12 protein-coding genes are annotated in these 15,149 nt (G+C 50.3%); 9 read left to right on the forward strand and 3 right to left on the reverse strand.

Annotated elements, in window-relative coordinates:
* The first annotated feature begins 42 nt into the window (after positions 1 to 42).
* From lon to ACJJIB_RS08970, 3 genes are all read left to right on the forward strand, one after another.
* A complete protein-coding gene (lon, locus tag ACJJIB_RS08960; RefSeq protein WP_444888609.1) occupies positions 43 to 2,448 on the forward strand; it encodes an endopeptidase La in 2,406 nt (801 codons plus the stop codon).
* Between the two features lie 257 nt (positions 2,449 to 2,705).
* Positions 2,706 to 2,978 (forward strand): non-specific DNA-binding protein Hbs, encoded by a 273-nt coding sequence (gene hbs, locus ACJJIB_RS08965; protein ID WP_067086576.1) that lies wholly within the window; start codon positions 2,706 to 2,708, stop codon positions 2,976 to 2,978.
* Positions 2,979 to 3,097: 119 nt separating this feature from the next.
* On the forward strand, positions 3,098 to 4,981 hold the full coding sequence (locus ACJJIB_RS08970; protein WP_444885415.1) for a SurA N-terminal domain-containing protein: 1,884 nt from the start codon (positions 3,098 to 3,100) through the stop codon (positions 4,979 to 4,981).
* 93 nt (positions 4,982 to 5,074) lie between these two features.
* On the opposite strand, the gene ACJJIB_RS08975 is transcribed toward ACJJIB_RS08970, so the two are convergent.
* Positions 5,075 to 6,631: a LysM peptidoglycan-binding domain-containing protein gene (locus ACJJIB_RS08975; RefSeq protein ID WP_444888610.1), complete on the reverse strand. Its 1,557-nt coding sequence runs from the start codon at positions 6,629 to 6,631 to the stop codon at positions 5,075 to 5,077.
* A 203-nt stretch (positions 6,632 to 6,834) separates the two neighbouring features.
* Positions 6,835 to 7,617, reverse strand: a complete 783-nt coding sequence (gene gloB, locus ACJJIB_RS08980; RefSeq protein WP_444888611.1) for a hydroxyacylglutathione hydrolase — start codon at positions 7,615 to 7,617, stop codon at positions 6,835 to 6,837.
* Positions 7,618 to 7,840: 223 nt separating this feature from the next.
* Between gloB and ACJJIB_RS08985 the strand changes: the two genes are divergently transcribed.
* Genes ACJJIB_RS08985 through dnaQ form a run of 3 tightly spaced genes read left to right on the forward strand, consistent with a single transcriptional unit; the run spans position 7,841 to position 9,859 of the window.
* A complete protein-coding gene (locus ACJJIB_RS08985; RefSeq protein ID WP_444885412.1) occupies positions 7,841 to 8,629 on the forward strand; it encodes a class I SAM-dependent methyltransferase in 789 nt (262 codons plus the stop codon).
* 50 nt (positions 8,630 to 8,679) lie between these two features.
* The gene (gene rnhA / locus ACJJIB_RS08990) at positions 8,680 to 9,111 is read left to right on the forward strand and encodes a ribonuclease HI (RefSeq protein WP_252085386.1); all 432 of its coding nucleotides are present in this window, start codon (positions 8,680 to 8,682) and stop codon (positions 9,109 to 9,111) included.
* Between the two features lie 19 nt (positions 9,112 to 9,130).
* A complete protein-coding gene (gene dnaQ / locus ACJJIB_RS08995; RefSeq protein ID WP_252085387.1) occupies positions 9,131 to 9,859 on the forward strand; it encodes a DNA polymerase III subunit epsilon in 729 nt (242 codons plus the stop codon).
* A gap of 113 nt (positions 9,860 to 9,972) precedes the next feature.
* On the opposite strand, the gene nhaB is transcribed toward dnaQ, so the two are convergent.
* On the reverse strand, positions 9,973 to 11,508 hold the full coding sequence (nhaB, locus tag ACJJIB_RS09000; RefSeq protein WP_444888921.1) for a sodium/proton antiporter NhaB: 1,536 nt from the start codon (positions 11,506 to 11,508) through the stop codon (positions 9,973 to 9,975).
* 372 nt (positions 11,509 to 11,880) lie between these two features.
* Here nhaB and ACJJIB_RS09005 point away from each other — a divergent pair, with 372 nt between their 5' ends.
* The 3 genes from ACJJIB_RS09005 to ACJJIB_RS09015 are packed head-to-tail and all read left to right on the forward strand — an operon-like array spanning position 11,881 to position 15,122.
* The gene (locus ACJJIB_RS09005) at positions 11,881 to 13,590 is read left to right on the forward strand and encodes a FimL-related protein (protein ID WP_444888612.1); all 1,710 of its coding nucleotides are present in this window, start codon (positions 11,881 to 11,883) and stop codon (positions 13,588 to 13,590) included.
* Between the two features lie 20 nt (positions 13,591 to 13,610).
* A complete protein-coding gene (gene nudC / locus ACJJIB_RS09010) occupies positions 13,611 to 14,426 on the forward strand; it encodes an NAD(+) diphosphatase (protein ID WP_444888613.1) in 816 nt (271 codons plus the stop codon).
* Between the two features lie 45 nt (positions 14,427 to 14,471).
* Positions 14,472 to 15,122: a cation/multidrug efflux pump gene (locus tag ACJJIB_RS09015; protein WP_444888614.1), complete on the forward strand. Its 651-nt coding sequence runs from the start codon at positions 14,472 to 14,474 to the stop codon at positions 15,120 to 15,122.
* Positions 15,123 to 15,149: the final 27 nt, after the last annotated feature.

Raw genomic sequence — 15,149 nt, forward strand, 5'->3', positions numbered from 1 at the left:
ATGCCGCGCCAAATACCCAGTGATAGGGCCGAGAGGAGTTCTATGGATCAGTCATCCGACACCAAGCTTGAATATCCGTTATTGCCATTGCGCGATGTTGTTGTTTACCCCCACATGGTGATTCCGCTGTTCGTCGGCAGGGAAAAATCCATTGAGGCTCTGGAAGAGGCCATGCGCAGGGATAAGCAAGTGCTACTCGTAGCCCAGAGGAGAGCATCGGAAGATGACCCTGGCGCCGAGGACATCTATCGCGTTGGTACTATTGCCAGTGTTCTGCAGCTTCTCAAGCTTCCAGATGGCACTGTGAAAGTGCTTGTGGAAGGGGGGGAGAGGGTCAATATCCTCGATGTTGCCGAGCACGATAATCACTTTGAGGCTACTGTCGAGCCTATAGAAACTACTGAGCTGTCCGAGGGAGAGGCTGAAGCCTTGGTGCGCTCGGTTATGTCTCAGTTCGAGCAGTATGTCTCCATCAGTAAGAAGGTCCCCAATGAGGTCATTACCTCGCTGTCTGGCATTGATGAGCCGGGGCGCTTGGCGGATACCATCTCCGCGCACATGTCCCTCGAGCTGGCTCAGAAACAAGAGCTGCTGGAAACCTCCAATGTCAAAGAGCGGCTGGAGCATTTGCTCGGTTTGATGGATTCCGAGATCGACCTGATACAGGTGGAGAAGCGTATTCGCGGCCGTGTTAAGAAGCAGATGGAAAAGAGTCAGCGTGAGTACTACCTCAATGAGCAGATGAAGGCGATTCAAAAAGAATTGGGCGAAATTACCGAAGAGCCCAATGAAATTGAGGAGCTGGAAAACAAGATTGCAGATTCAGGAATGTCTGCAGAGGCGGAAAAGAAAACCCGTGCCGAGCTGGCCAAGCTGAAAATGATGTCGCCCATGTCGGCAGAAGCATCGGTATTGCGTAGCTACATTGATTGGATGTTGAGCCTTCCTTGGAAAAAAGCTAGCCGCGTACGGCATGACCTGAAGAAAGCCGAAGAGATTCTCGAGAAGGAGCACTATGGCCTAGAAGAGGTGAAAGAGCGTATCCTCGAATATCTTGCTGTGCAAAAACGTGTCAAGAAAGTGAAGGGGCCGATCCTTTGTCTGGTCGGGCCTCCCGGGGTTGGTAAGACCTCACTCGGGCAGTCTATCGCTCGTGCGACTAACCGCCAGTATGTGCGTATGGCCCTTGGTGGCGTTCGTGATGAAGCAGAAATCCGCGGACATAGACGCACTTACATAGGCTCTCTACCAGGTAAGCTGGTGCAGAAAATATCCAAAGTCGGCGTTAAGAATCCGCTTTTCCTGCTCGATGAGGTCGACAAAATGGGTATGGATCAGCGTGGTGACCCTGCGTCGGCCCTGCTCGAAGTACTTGATCCGGAGCAAAACAAGACATTTAACGACCACTACCTGGAAGTGGATTATGACCTTTCGGATGTGATGTTTGTGTGCACCTCAAACTCCATGAACATCCCCGGTCCCTTGCTGGATCGCATGGAGGTTATTCGTATCCCCGGTTATACCGAGGATGAGAAGCTCAACATCGCTCAGCGCTACCTGGTACCCAAGCAGCGTAAAGCCAATGGGCTGAAAGAGGAAGAGCTGGAGCTTTCTGACCAGTCAATCCGGGATATCGTTCGTTACTACACTCGTGAAGCAGGTGTGCGGGGGCTCGACCGGGAAATTGCCAAAGTTTGCCGCAAGATTGTAACGGAGCATGTCCGTAATCCTTCGGACAAAAAAGCGATAGTGCAGCCTGAGGAACTGGAAGAGTTGTTGGGTGTGCGCAAGTTTGACTTTGGACGCGCCGAGGAAGAGAACAAGATCGGGATTGTTACCGGCCTAGCCTGGACAGAGGTGGGCGGTGAGCTTCTCAATATTGAGGCCTCTGCTGTTCCGGGTAAAGGGCGCATGATCAAGACCGGTTCTCTCGGCGATGTGATGCAGGAGTCTATTCAAGCTGCCTTGACAGTAGTGCGCTCGCGCTCCCAGGCGCTCGGTATTGGCCCTGATTTCCATGAAACAAGGGATATCCATATTCATGTTCCGGAAGGTGCAACGCCAAAAGATGGGCCCTCTGCGGGTATCGCCATGTGCACGGCACTGGTTTCCGTACTGACCAATATTCCAGTTCGTTCGGATGTGGCAATGACCGGAGAAATCACCCTGAGGGGAGAAGTTTTACGAATTGGAGGTCTGAAGGAAAAGTTATTGGCAGCGCATCGGGGCGGTATAAAAACTGTGCTGATTCCTGCGGATAACGAGCGAGACTTGAAGGATATTCCCGACAATATTCTTCAGGATCTGGTGGTAAAACCGGTTAAATGGATTGATCAGGTTCTTGAGTTGGCGCTTGAGCACAAACCCGAGTCTCTTACTGATGAGGAATATTCTGCTTTGCAAAAGCAGGCTGAAGAGCGCTCACAGAGATCCGTTCAAACCCATTAATCGCATTCGGGGTGACAACTGTCACCCCGTAACAATTTACAAGACCAAAATCTAACCACAAAATTGATTTTTGTTGCCTGAAGTTTGTCTTACCGGCCGGAAACCCGCATGGTTCCTTGACCCGCTACCGGGCAGTTGGTATAAAACGGGCCTTATTTGGCCGGCGCTAAAATTGCCGGTGGTTAGAAAGTTACGAGTAGGGATGCCTTGCCTGAGGGCATGCCCTAAACATATTTAAAAGAACAGAGGGATTAAGCGTGAATAAGTCCGAACTGATTGAAGCTATTGCTGAGTCTGCAGATATTCCTAAAGCTGCAGCTGGCCGTGCTTTGGACGCAATGGTTGACAGCATTACTGATGCGCTTAAAAAAGGCGATCAGGTTGCCTTGGTGGGCTTTGGTACTTTTGCAGTAAAAGAGCGTGCAGCCCGCACTGGCCGCAACCCACGCACTGGCGACCCGATTGAAATTGCAGCGGCAAAAATTCCTAACTTCAAGGCCGGTAAAGCCCTGAAAGACGCCGTAAACTAAGTTTCGGTGAACTTCGAAACCTTGTAAAAGTCGAAGTGCAAAGAGGCGTGTCAATTTCGATACGCCTTTTTTGTATCTGCTAACAGTTGAACAATTAGAGTGAAAATTCGGAGCTGAGCATGCTTCAGTCCATGCGCGATAACCTGAAGGGAACGGCAGCCATTATTGTTGCGGCATTCTTTGGGTTCATTATGGTCATTGGGGGAATCGATTTTTTTACCGGTGCCAGTGGTGGTGCCACCGACGCGGTCGCCGAGGTCAATGGTGAAAAAATCACTAATATGGATTTGCAGCGGGCCATACAAAACCGCCGCAGTATGATCATGAGCCAATACGGAGAGGATGTTCCGGCGGACTTGATCAGTGATGAGCAGCTGCGTGAACCGGTTTTACGCCAATTGATTTCCACTTCAGTCATGCGCCAGGCTGCTCAGGAGAGTGGTATGGTGATGAGTACCGCTGCGGTTAATAAGGCGATTACCGATATTCCGGCCTTCCAGGTCAACGGTACCTTTAACACCCAGCTATATCGTGATGCTTTACGCCGTATGGGGTATAGCACTGCTAGTTTCCCGCAAATTGTTGAGGGCGATCTGTCTTTGCAACAATATGCGGATAGCGTTACTGCCAGTGCCTTTACCACCAAGGAAGACGCTGAGCAGATAGTTGCAGCCTCTATGGAAGAGCGCGACTTTTCCTACGTTGTGTTGCCTGTGCAGGAGTTATTGGCCTCTACAGACGTTAGTGATGCTGAAGTTGAGCAGTATTACCAAGCCAACCAGAGTCAATACCAGCGGCCTGAGCAGGTAGCGGTTGAGTATATTGAGCTGACTCCGGAGGTTTTTGCCTCCAACATTGATATCTCTGAAGAGGATGTTCGCGCTCAATATGACCTGGAGCTTGCTAATTTTGGTTCTGATCTTCGCCGTCGTGCAGCGCATATTCTTTTAGAAGATGCAGATCAGGAAAAATTGAATGAAATTCAGGTGAAACTTGACGCCGGTGAAGATTTTGCTGAACTGGCCAAAAGTTACTCGGAGGATATTGGTTCCCGTGATGAAGGGGGAGACCTCGGCTTCACTACTGGCGATGTATTCCCGCAAGCTTTTGAAGAGGCCCTTGCTTCTCTGGAAGTTGGGCAGGTATCTGCTCCAGTTACCACTGATAGTGGCACTCATTTTATTAAGCTCTTAGAAGTGGAAGAGAGTGAGCCGCCGGTTTTTGAAGAGCGTAAGAGCGCTATTGAAAATCAGTTGCGTACTGCGGCAGCGGAAAGAGAGTTTCTGGATGCTCTGAGTCGCTTGGCAGATCTGGCTTACAATGCTGAAAGCTTGGCAGGCCCGGCTGAGGAATTAGGGGTATCCTTACAAACCAGCGGTCTTTTCTCTCGCTCAAATGGTAGTGGGGTACTGGCTAATGGCCAGGTAGTAGAGGCTGCTTTTTCTCCAGAGGTGATGGAGGACGGCAATACCTCTGATGTGCTGAATCTCAATAATGAGCATTCTGTCGTTTTGCGAGTGACTGACTCCAAGCCTGCAGGTATTTACCCGCTGGAAGAGGTGCGCGAGCAGATTGTTGACGTTCTGAAGCGTGACAAGGCGAGTGCTCAGCTTGCCCAAAAGGCGGAAAGCTTGAAAGAAAGTTTGGCAGCTGGCGGTGATTTTGCTGAGCTGGCCCAGGAGCAGGGCTTGACCCTGGAGGCTAGTGATAAGACTCGTCGAGGTGGTTTCGGTGAGCGCGCTGAGATCAATAGCAAGGCTTTCTCTATGCCTGTGCCTACGGCAGGTTCTGAGGAGTTGGCTGTTTTTGCTGTGAGCAACGGCAACCAGATTGTTTTGGCATTGCGTGATGTGCGTCCAGGAGACCTCTCCCAGCAGAGTAAGGAGCAGCGCCGAGCGTTGATGCAGCAGTTAGCATCAGTGAATGGTGGTGCAGAATTGGCTGCAATTCGCCGTTACCTGTCTGATCAGGCCAAAGTGGAGCTTAGTTCTACAGGCGAATAGCAGGTAAGCATGTATACGCCGGTCAATTTGGCCAATAAAAAACCCGGCTTTTGCCGGGTTTTTTATTGCGGTTAATACCGCTTGGAAAAAAGATTAGCTGTTATGTGCACTATCGACGAAGAGAGTTAAACGCTGGCCGGGTTGTAGATATTTCGACTTGGGAATTTTGTTCCATCGCAAAATATCGTCGATTTTGATACTGAACTTATTGGCAATTCGGTAGAGGGAGTCTCCACTTCTTACCTTGTATGAGAGTTTGCGAGTGGTACGGTTGCTGCTACCTGCCCCCCCATTGTAGGCAACCAGTGTCCGGCCTGGGCGAAGGGTGTCCCCTGGAGCCATGCTATTCCAATGAGCGAGCTCCTTGACGCTCACTTTCAGTTTGCGCGAGATGGCCCAAAGGCTGTCACCGGGTTGTACTGTGTAGCTCGACCTCTGCCCTTGGCCAGTAGCTTGGCGCTGTTTCACTCTCTGGTCTACGGTGTACGCATACTGGCCTCCTGGACCAGAGGCGCTAGGGATAAGTAGGGTTTTACCCGCGCGAATATTGTTGTTTCGCAGCTTGTTGGCTTCACGAATGGCTGAGATGGTTGTCTGATAGCGTCGCGCGATGGTAGAAAGCGTATCTCCGCGGGCGATAGTATAGCGCTCCCAGGTTACGCGTTGCTCTACGGGCAGTTCTTCCAAGGCCGACTCAAAGTGCTCTAGGCTTTCTACTGGGATAAGCAGGTGGTGATTGCCATTGGGGTCAGTGGCCCATCTGTTAAACCCGGGGTTGAGTAGATAAAGCTCATCCAACTCGATTTGAGCAAGCTCTGCGGCTTGGGAAAGATCTATCTGGCTGCCAACGTTGACGCGGGCATAGTAGGGTTCGTTAGCGACTTCGTGTAGAGGTACCTTGTAATGCTCTGGGCGGGATACCACCTCAGCAAGTGCTAGAAGCTGTGGTACATAGCGTTTTGTTTCGCGTGGTAACTTGATTTCCCAGAACGAAGTTCCTCGTCCTCTGCGGCGGTTGCGCTCTATTGCGCGACGCACAGTTCCTTCCCCAGCATTGTAAGCTGCTAGAGTAAGCTCCCAGTCGCCATCAAAACGCTCGAATAAGTATTTGAAGTATTTTACCGCTGCGCGGGTCGATTCATGTACATCTCGGCGTCCGTCATACCACCAATTTTGCTGGAGGCCGAAAGAGCGACCGGTGGCGGGGATAAATTGCCACATTCCGGAGGCTTGTGCATGAGAGTAAGCAAAGGGATCGTAGGCGCTCTCCACTATAGGTAATAAGGCGAGCTCAAGAGGCATATTTGCCTGCTCTAACTCCTCTGCAACATGAAAGATATAGCGGCGAGACCTCTCTGTAACCCGCGACATATAGCCTTCATTACGAGAGAAATAAGCGATGTAATCCTGCACCTTCGGATCTTCGGTGCGGTGATTGAGGCGAAATCCCCGGCGCAGGCGCTCCCAGATATCTGTAGGGGGCGGGGCTGCTTCCGTGGAAATAGGGGAAGATATCTCAAGGTTATTTGCAGGGCTGGTTTCTTGCGTCTGCTGACTTTCGCTATCGGGGGATGAGCCAGTCTCAGGTATTTGCGAGCAAGCTCCAACCGTAGCGGCCAGCAATGCTGCGGCAAAATTCTTGTGAACCATGTTTGATATCCGCGAGTAATTCTTTTAATTCCCACTCAGCTCGCGCGAAGGCGCTTATTTTTTGCTAACACTGAGCATTGGATCATAGCCTTCTGATTCTAATTAGTGGGAATAGTTTCGGTCAATGTAGATGGATAAAAAACAGACAGTATTTGAGGGCGCTAAGCTGCTGGTCGTGACTTATGGGGTTATGGCCACCTCTATTAGAAATGGTCTTTCCAGTCGCGAAGGCTGGAAAATATTTCAACTTCACTGAGCTCTTCGGGCGTTTCCCGCCCCAGATGATGGGCACCACTTTGAGCAACCTCTGGAAATTGGCAGCGTAAGAATGGGTTTGTTGCCAGTTCCTCGGAAATGCTGCTAGGCAGGGTCGGCTCGCCGGATTGCCGCAAGGTTTGGGTGTGGGCTAGTCGTTCACTAACCGCAGTATTTCCAGGTTCTACAGTATGGGCAAACCGGAGGTTACTGAGCGTGTATTCATGGGCACAGTAAACAAGGGTATGTTTTGGTAGTTTGGTTAGCATTTGTAGGGAATTGAGCATCTGCTTTGGGGTTCCCTCAAATATGCGGCCACAGCCGGCGGCAAAAAGTGTATCACCACAAAATAGATGAGGCTGCCGACTGCCGCTGGCAGATTCCTCTTTCAGAATTATCGCTAAGTGGTCCAGGGTGTGGCCGGGAATACCCCGGACTTCAGCTGGTAGTCCTAACAGTAAAAATATATCCCCGTCGGCAATTGGATTGGTTACTCCTTTGATGGATTCGGGGCCGAACACTGGGCATTCATAATGCTTGTGCAGTGTTTTGATGCCGCCTGTATGATCATAATGATGATGAGTAATTAAAATACCACTTAGGGGGGCTTCCCCTAAGGTCTTGATTACCGGCTCGGCTTCACCGGGATCGACGACCCAGTGCTCACCATCCTTCTCAAGATGCCAGATATAGTTGTCATTCAATGCGGGAATAGGGGTTACGGAGAGCATATTTGTTCTGCCTGCCAACTCAATGCCGGAACGATATCATGGATATTAACCGAAAGGTGTAGAGGAGTGTGCTTACCTAGCAGCAAGCTTTCTGTAGTGTCTCGTAAATGAATGATCGACATGATGTTAAACTGCATAGCATTTAGAGCTAACCACCACAAAGGATGGCTACGGGAGTGCAGGATAATCAATTTGATTTCTGCCTGGTTCTTAAGGAGAGTGAATGACTGATAAGTCCAGATCTCGTGAGTCGATAGAGTCATCGCTGTTGCGCAAAGCCAGTCCGGCCCTTTCTCACTGGTTTTCAAGCAGTCTAGGGCAGGAGATTCTTTCTCAGCAATTGGCGCTGACCCAGCCTTTGGTTGAAGGATTCTTTGGTTACCATCTATTGCAGGCGGGGGTTACTGATGCCGTAGATTTTGCCGCTTCTAGCCGTATTAATCATTGCTTTCGCTTGGCGGTTTGCCCGGAGCAGCAAGGGGCGGCTATTGTAGAGATGGAACACCTGCCACTCCCTTCTGAGTCAATTGATGTGGTCCTTTTACATCATTTGCTGGACTTTTCCACTCATCCCCATCAAATTTTACGTGAAGCGGCGCGAGTACTGATACCTGGCGGTCACATGCTGCTAATGGGATTCAATCCCTTTTCTTTGTTGGGTCTATCACGCCTGTTATTTTCACGTGGAGCCTATCAAAAAGGCAATCAATTGAGGGCAGCCAGGATTGCTGACTGGATGAATTTGCTGGATCTCCAGGCTGAACAGATGCATCGAGGCTTCTTCCGCCTGCCTTTACAGCAACGTGAGCTACTCGCTAAGTCGGCCTGGATGGAGAGGCTCGCTAATCGCCTGCGCTTGCCTTGGGGTGGCTTTTACATCATAGTCGCGCGCAAAGAAGTGGCGCGGGTGCGGACAATCAAGATAGATTGGCGCGCTGAGCGGAAGCCTGCCTTGGTAGCAACACCTACAAGTCCCCGTGTCGCTGCACGGGGAAAACATCAGAAGCGATAGCTCTGGGGGAGTCTCCAGAAGCTGATTTACTCCTATTTCTGGCACTGATTTTGAAGCAAATTACTATCTACACAGATGGCGCCTGTCGTGGCAACCCGGGTCCAGGTGGCTGGGGAGCTCTACTGGTTTACGGAGAGCATGAAAAAGAGTTATGTGGAGGGGAGTCCCATACCACCAATAACCGTATGGAGCTGATGGCTGCGATCAAGGCATTGGAAGCCCTGAAGCAGCCCTGTGAGGTTGAATTACATACCGATTCCCAATATCTAAGGCAGGGGATCACTGGTTGGATCAATAACTGGAAAAAGAATGGTTGGAAGACGGCGAGTAAAAAGCCAGTAAAAAATGCCGATCTCTGGCGTCAGTTGGATGAAGGTGTAGCCAGGCACCAGGTCGAGTGGCACTGGGTGAAGGGCCATGCTGGCCACCCTGGAAATGAGCGGGCTGACCAGTTAGCCAATCGTGGTATAGATGAGCTGTAATTCTGACGGGGAGTGAGTTATGCGCCAGGTTGTACTGGATACCGAAACTACCGGCCTAGATCCCAAGAATGGCCACCGAATTATTGAAATAGGCTGTGTGGAGCTTGAAAACCGTAAGCTTACAGGGCGTCATTATCATCAATATATCAACCCTCAGCGGCAGGTTGATGATGGGGCGATTGAAGTTCACGGTATCACCAACGAGTTCCTTGCGGATAAGCCCGTTTTTGCGCAGATCGCTGACGAATTTATGGCTTTCTGCGAGGGCGCTGAGCTCGTTATTCATAACGCCCCGTTTGATGTTGGCTTTATTAATGCCGAGCTAAAGTTGTTGGGCAGTCCACGCTGGCAGCATGTGAATGCTCATTGCAGTGTGTTGGATACTCTGGCCCTTGCGCGAGAAAAGCATCCTGGTCAAAAGAATAACCTGGATGCGTTGTGTAAACGTTATTTCGTCGATAATTCACAGCGAGATCTGCATGGCGCTCTGCTAGATGCGGAGATACTTGCCGACGTCTACCTGATGATGACTGGAGGCCAAACCGATTTGGGGTTGGCTCAGGGGGGCGATGGGCAAAGCTCTGAAGAGAGTGAGCAGGCAAAGGGGGAGAGTGTATCATCGGTAATTCGCAGGCTTCCGCAGAATCGGCCCTCTCTCAGGGTAATCCAGGCTTCGGGACATGAGCAGGAAGCGCACCTGTCTATGCTTGAGCTGTTGCAGAAATCTGCTGGGAAGCATTTCTGGTAAGCAATAAAAAAGCCCGCTAAGCGGGCTTTTTTATTGCTGGTTACTCTTCTTATCATTGGGCCATAGCTTTGGGGCTGCCGGCTAATACTGTGTATTTGCCGGCGAATTATTCTCTAGAGAGTGTAAACCACACAAAACAGAGCTACAGCACTGAGTACTAATGTATAGGGTAGTGCCATAATCACCATGCGGCCGTAGGATAGGCGGATGAGGGGCGCAAGGGCCGACGTCAGAAGAAATAGGAATGCCGCCTGGCCATTAGGTGTGGCAACACTCGGTAAGTTGGTGCCAGTATTGATGGCAATAGCTAGTTTGTCGAAGTGCTCCCGAGTTATATCGCCAGCAACGAGAGCCGATTTAACTTCATTGATATATACGGTGGCGACAAACACGTTATCACTGATCATGGATAGAATACCGTTGGCAACAAACAGTAAAGCCGGTTGTTGTTCAGGCTTTTGCGATAGTACGAAGTGAGTCACGGGTTCAAATAGATGTTGTTGATGTATGACTGCAACAATTGCGAAGAACACAACTAAAAGTGCAGTAAAAGGCAGCGCTTCTTCAAAGGCATGGCCGATACGAGCTTCTTGAACCACTCCATTAAAGGCCGTTAGCAATACAATAATCATCAGGCCAATCATGCCAACTTCTGCAACGTGGAAGGCCAGGGCGAATACTAGAACTAGTGCAACAATACCCTGTATCCAGAGCTCAGCAACCTGGGCGCTGGTACGTTTGCTTTCTTCTTCCTTGGAGAAGTTTACTAAAACTTCCCTAACCGCTAGGGGAAGCTGTACGCCGTAACCGAATACCTTGGTTTTTTCCAAGACTACGCAAGTTATTAGTCCGGCAAACAGGGTGGGGATGGTCACTGGAGCCATTTGTAGGAAAAACTGCACAAATTCCCATCCGGCTTTCTCGGCAATGAGGAGATTTTGCGGCTCGCCCACTAAGGTGCACACTCCGCCGAGTGCGGTGCCGACAGCGCCGTGCATGATCAGGCTGCGCAAGTAGGCCCGGAACTGATCTAAATCCTCACGGTGATACTCGACCACATGCTCATCGTTGGAGTGATCGTGACTGTGGTGGTGATGGGGTTGTTGTGATGCAACCCGGTGGTATACCGAATAAAAGCCAACAGCAACGGCAATCAAAACAGCTGTTACGGTAAGTGCATCCAAAAAGGCGGAAAGCACAGCTGCCACTGCACAGAATAATAGTGACAATAGGCTTTTAGAGTTTACATGAATTAGGATCTTGGTGAAGACAAATAGTAACAGGCTCTTCATAAAGTAGATGCCTGCCACCATAAACATTAGCAACAAGATAACTTCTATATTCTCTACTACCTCGTGGTAAACCGCATCAGTACTGGTCATGCCCATCAACACGGCTTCGATTGCAAGCAGTCCGCCTGGTTGCAATGGGTAGCATTTTAAAGCCATGGCCAGGGTAAAAATAAATTCCCCGATTAGCACCCAGCCGGTGATGAAGGGGCCGCTGACATAGAGTAGGAGAGGGTTTAAAAGTAGGAAGGCGGCGATGGTTAATTTGTACCAGTCCGGAGCCTCACCGAGAAAATTATCTGCAAAAGCCCGGCCAAAACCGCTTCCAGACGCGGTAATTGCATTGTTGTAGGTGTTCATCATTTACTTCCATGGTTTACCCAGTTAAGGGCCAAATTGGAGTGTTGGAATTGATTGGCGAATAGCAGTGATATGCCTACTCCCCTGTCTCTTCCCCTTGCGGCAAAGCTGTTAATTTTTGTACTGGTTGTTTTTTGTGCGCAAGAACAAAATGCGTACAGACGCAAATATCAAAATAGCAAACGCTACTGGGTTTTCCGGAAAATTCAAGTAATTTAGGGCTGTCTGCCTTATTGCCGGGGGTTTTGTCGAATATTCGGTGGAATTTGTCTGCGGAAAGGTGGACTCTTTTCGCTATTGGTATAAATTGCCGTTTATTAGGCCTACTCCACAGGAGTTGGTTGTTTTTTGTTCGGTTACAGGAAGAATGTAGTGGTGCAGGCAAAAAGTGAATTGCGCAAGATCAACATCACTTCTGTCAATGTAGTCAAGGACGAGCTGGTTGTTGCAATAGACAATGCCGCCGCTCACCTGGATAAATTTGCAGCAGATACCACCCAGAAACAGTCTTTGGAGCAGTGTGTCGCTGTTCTTAGGCAAGTGAGTGGAGTGCTGCAAATGGTGCAACTCCATGCGGGTGAATTGCTAGCGCAGGAAAAGATCGCCGCTTTGACCGAGGTGCTGGAGGGGCGCCAACAGCCTACAGAAGAGCTGATGGAAGCCTTGGGTACGGGTTTTTATGTGCTGGGTCGTTATCTTGACTTCGTGCAAAACCGAGCGATTGCGCGCCCAGAGCTGTTAATACCCTTTATTAACAATTTACGTGCGGCGCGTTCCGAGCCTCCTGTGCCAGAGAGTCACTTTTTTAGCTGTAATCTAAGTGCTTCGATACCTGGCCTGGGGGCTTCGGCGGTAATGTCCGAAGACCTTCGCAGTTTTGTGCGCAGATTTCGTCATATGTACCAAGTTGGTTTATTGGCGCTGTTGCGTGGAAAGCCTCGGGGCCCCGCTTTCACGATGATGGCGCGAGCACTAGAGCGTATTGCCAGTATTACCACAGGCCGCCCCAATGGGCGCCTATGGCTGGTAGCTGGAGCGGCACTTGGCGGCATGGCTGCGGCTGAAATGCGGATCAGCCGTTCGCGGGTGATGGTTTTCAGTATGTTTGACCGCTGGCTGCGTGCATTACAGAAAGAGTGTGATACGGCCCTGGATCAACCGGCTCCGCCAATTCTTTTAAAAGAATGTATCTATTGGCTGGCTCTTTCACGCCCTGATAAAAGTGGAGAGAAACTGCTTGAAGCTTTTTCTGCGGAGGAACTCGAATACACTGAGGATGAACTGGAAAGAGAGCGCGCAAGCCTCGGTGGCCCTGGTGCAACGGCTATTGCTGCAGTTGCGGGTGCCCTTGATGAAGAATTGTCTAGTGTGCGGAGAATGCTCGATGACATCGAGATGATTGGGGTATCGGGTATTGATGAAGATGATGGCCTGACTACTACCCTGCAAAAGGTTGCCGGCACCTTACAAATGCTCAATTTCAGGCGGATTGGGGAGAGCCTGCGTAATGCCATAGCCGAATACCAGAGCGCAGCAGGTGCTGGTGGCTCCGTTGCGGATGCAGCGTTGCAAAAGCTCACAGGCCAAGTGCTAATGGTAGATAGTACTGTGCGGGCGCTAAAGCAAAGCACCAGTATTGATCTTGATGAGTACGGTCATGCGGATATTGCATTTGAGTGCAGCCAGTTGGCCGAGGCCGAGGTGGCAGTACTTAAAGAGGCGGAAGCGGGCCTTGCCCTCATCAAGCGAGCGTTGGCGGCCTATGCAGACTCTGGTTTTGATCACGGGCATATCCGCAATGTCTCCACCACTTTAAATTCCGTTCGAGGGGGGCTGATTGTGCTCAACCTCCGCCGTGCCGCAGCCGTGGTTGAAGGTTTGCTGAACTTTGTTGAAAGCTCAGTGGATAGGCATGATGCGGCCCCTGAAGTGGAGCAGCAGCTGGATATTTTTGCCGATGCGATTATTAGCCTGGAATACTATCTAGGCGAAGTAAAGCTACATCGCCAGGCAGATGTTCAATCTCTGAATCTTGCAGTGGAGAGCTTGGCAGCGCTAGGTTGTCCTGTTGAAACGGCCTAACTTGAGAAAGGAGTCACTTTTTGGTTGATCGCTTTGAGCCTGCCGCAAATGTTTGGGAGGCTCCCGAGTTCTCCCAGCAAATTATTGTAGCGGAGGGCCTGGTTCTCTGTAGTGGAGACCGGTTCATTCACGAGGTGGATCAATTGCCACCTACTACTGCTATCTCAAGCCACTATCTCGGTGAGCTGGGAGGTCGCAGTTGCGGTGTTAGAGTACTTTCAGCTCAGTTTGAGATTCATGGGCATGACTGGCGTAACCTGCGTAGTCTGCTTACTTCGACAGAGGAGTATCTATTTGCTTTAGCTGGCCGAGCTCTGCAGGTGGCTTATTGGGATCGAGATCACCGCTTTTGCGGCCGCTGCGGCACAGAAACCCATTACCATTCTCTAGATCGGGCCAGGACCTGCCCAAATTGTCAGTTGACGGTTTACCCAAGAATTTCTCCTTGCGTAATCATGTTGGTTACCCGTGGGGAGGAGTGCCTACTCGCTCGCCATGCCAATCGAAGAAATATCACCTATACCGCACTGGCTGGATTTATTGAACCAGGTGAAAGTGCAGAGCAGGCTTTAAGGCGAGAAGTCCGAGAAGAAGTCGGACTTGAGGTGGGAAAACTGAGGTACGTCGGTAGCCAACCCTGGCCTTTTCCGGGGCAGTTGATGTTGGGATATCTGGCGGAATGGCAGGGGGGGGAGCTATGCCCCGATCCAAATGAGATTGAGGAGGCTCAGTGGTTCCACTATCGTTCGCTGCCAGCTATTCCGCCAGTGCAAACTTTATCTGGACAGTTGATTCAAACGTTTTCCAATTTATTGGCAGGCGGATTGAAGCTGTAGGCCTTCTGTTTTTAAGGAATTGGCAGAGAGGAGTTAAGTATCATCATGTATATCGTGATCACCTTCCTAATAGCGGTAGTGGCACTGTTCCTCGTCTTTTGGGGAGCGAGGGTGCTGTTGAGTGGCTCTTGGGTGATGGGTTTTTTGCGCGGCTCTGTAGGGCTGGTTTTCTTTGGTTTGGCCCTTTGGATCGTTTTGGTTGCTGCGGATGTATACAGTTATCGAAATCTAGGTAATGAGCATAGCGTTGGCGTTGTGTCATTTAAAAAGATCGCGGAGCAACAGTTTGAAGTGAAGTTTTCTGATGCCGATGGTATTTCGCAAAAATTTGAGCTGTATGGAGATCAGTGGCAATTGGATGCCCGCATGCTGAAGTGGCAAGGCCCTTTGATACGCTGGGGTATCGAGCCAGCTTATCGCCTGGATCGCCTGAGCGGTCGTTATCTTACCTTGCAAGACGAAAGAGTACGCGAACGCTCTGTGCATCAAATTGATGGCACCAATTATGGGGTTGATATTTGGCAGTTTGTACGAGGGTTTGATAAAAATCTTCCTTTCGTTGATGCCGTCTACGGGAGCGCAACCTTTTTGCCCATGGAGGATGGTGCAGTTTATGAGGTGCGTATCAGTCACAGCGGCTTGTTGGCGCGACCATTAAATCAGCAGGCGACCACTGCCTTGGATGGTTGGCAGTAGGGCGGCTAAATAATTTTTAATTTGCAT

This window comes from Microbulbifer mixtoriginis (SeqCode) (assembly GCF_052467705.1).

Excerpts from the sequence above, each read along its gene's own strand:
- ACJJIB_RS09015 (WP_444888614.1), top strand. The coding sequence starts at position 14,472 with ATGTATATCGTGATCACCTTCCTAATAGCGGTAGTGGCACTGTTCCTC.
- gloB (WP_444888611.1), bottom strand. The coding sequence starts at position 7,617 with ATGCTCTCCGTAACCCCTATTCCCGCATTGAATGACAACTATATCTGG.
- ACJJIB_RS08970 (WP_444885415.1), top strand. The coding sequence starts at position 3,098 with ATGCTTCAGTCCATGCGCGATAACCTGAAGGGAACGGCAGCCATTATT.
- dnaQ (WP_252085387.1), top strand. The coding sequence starts at position 9,131 with ATGCGCCAGGTTGTACTGGATACCGAAACTACCGGCCTAGATCCCAAG.
- lon (WP_444888609.1), top strand. The coding sequence starts at position 43 with ATGGATCAGTCATCCGACACCAAGCTTGAATATCCGTTATTGCCATTG.
- ACJJIB_RS08975 (WP_444888610.1), bottom strand. The coding sequence starts at position 6,631 with ATGGTTCACAAGAATTTTGCCGCAGCATTGCTGGCCGCTACGGTTGGA.
- nhaB (WP_444888921.1), bottom strand. The coding sequence starts at position 11,508 with ATGAACACCTACAACAATGCAATTACCGCGTCTGGAAGCGGTTTTGGC.
- ACJJIB_RS08985 (WP_444885412.1), top strand. The coding sequence starts at position 7,841 with ATGACTGATAAGTCCAGATCTCGTGAGTCGATAGAGTCATCGCTGTTG.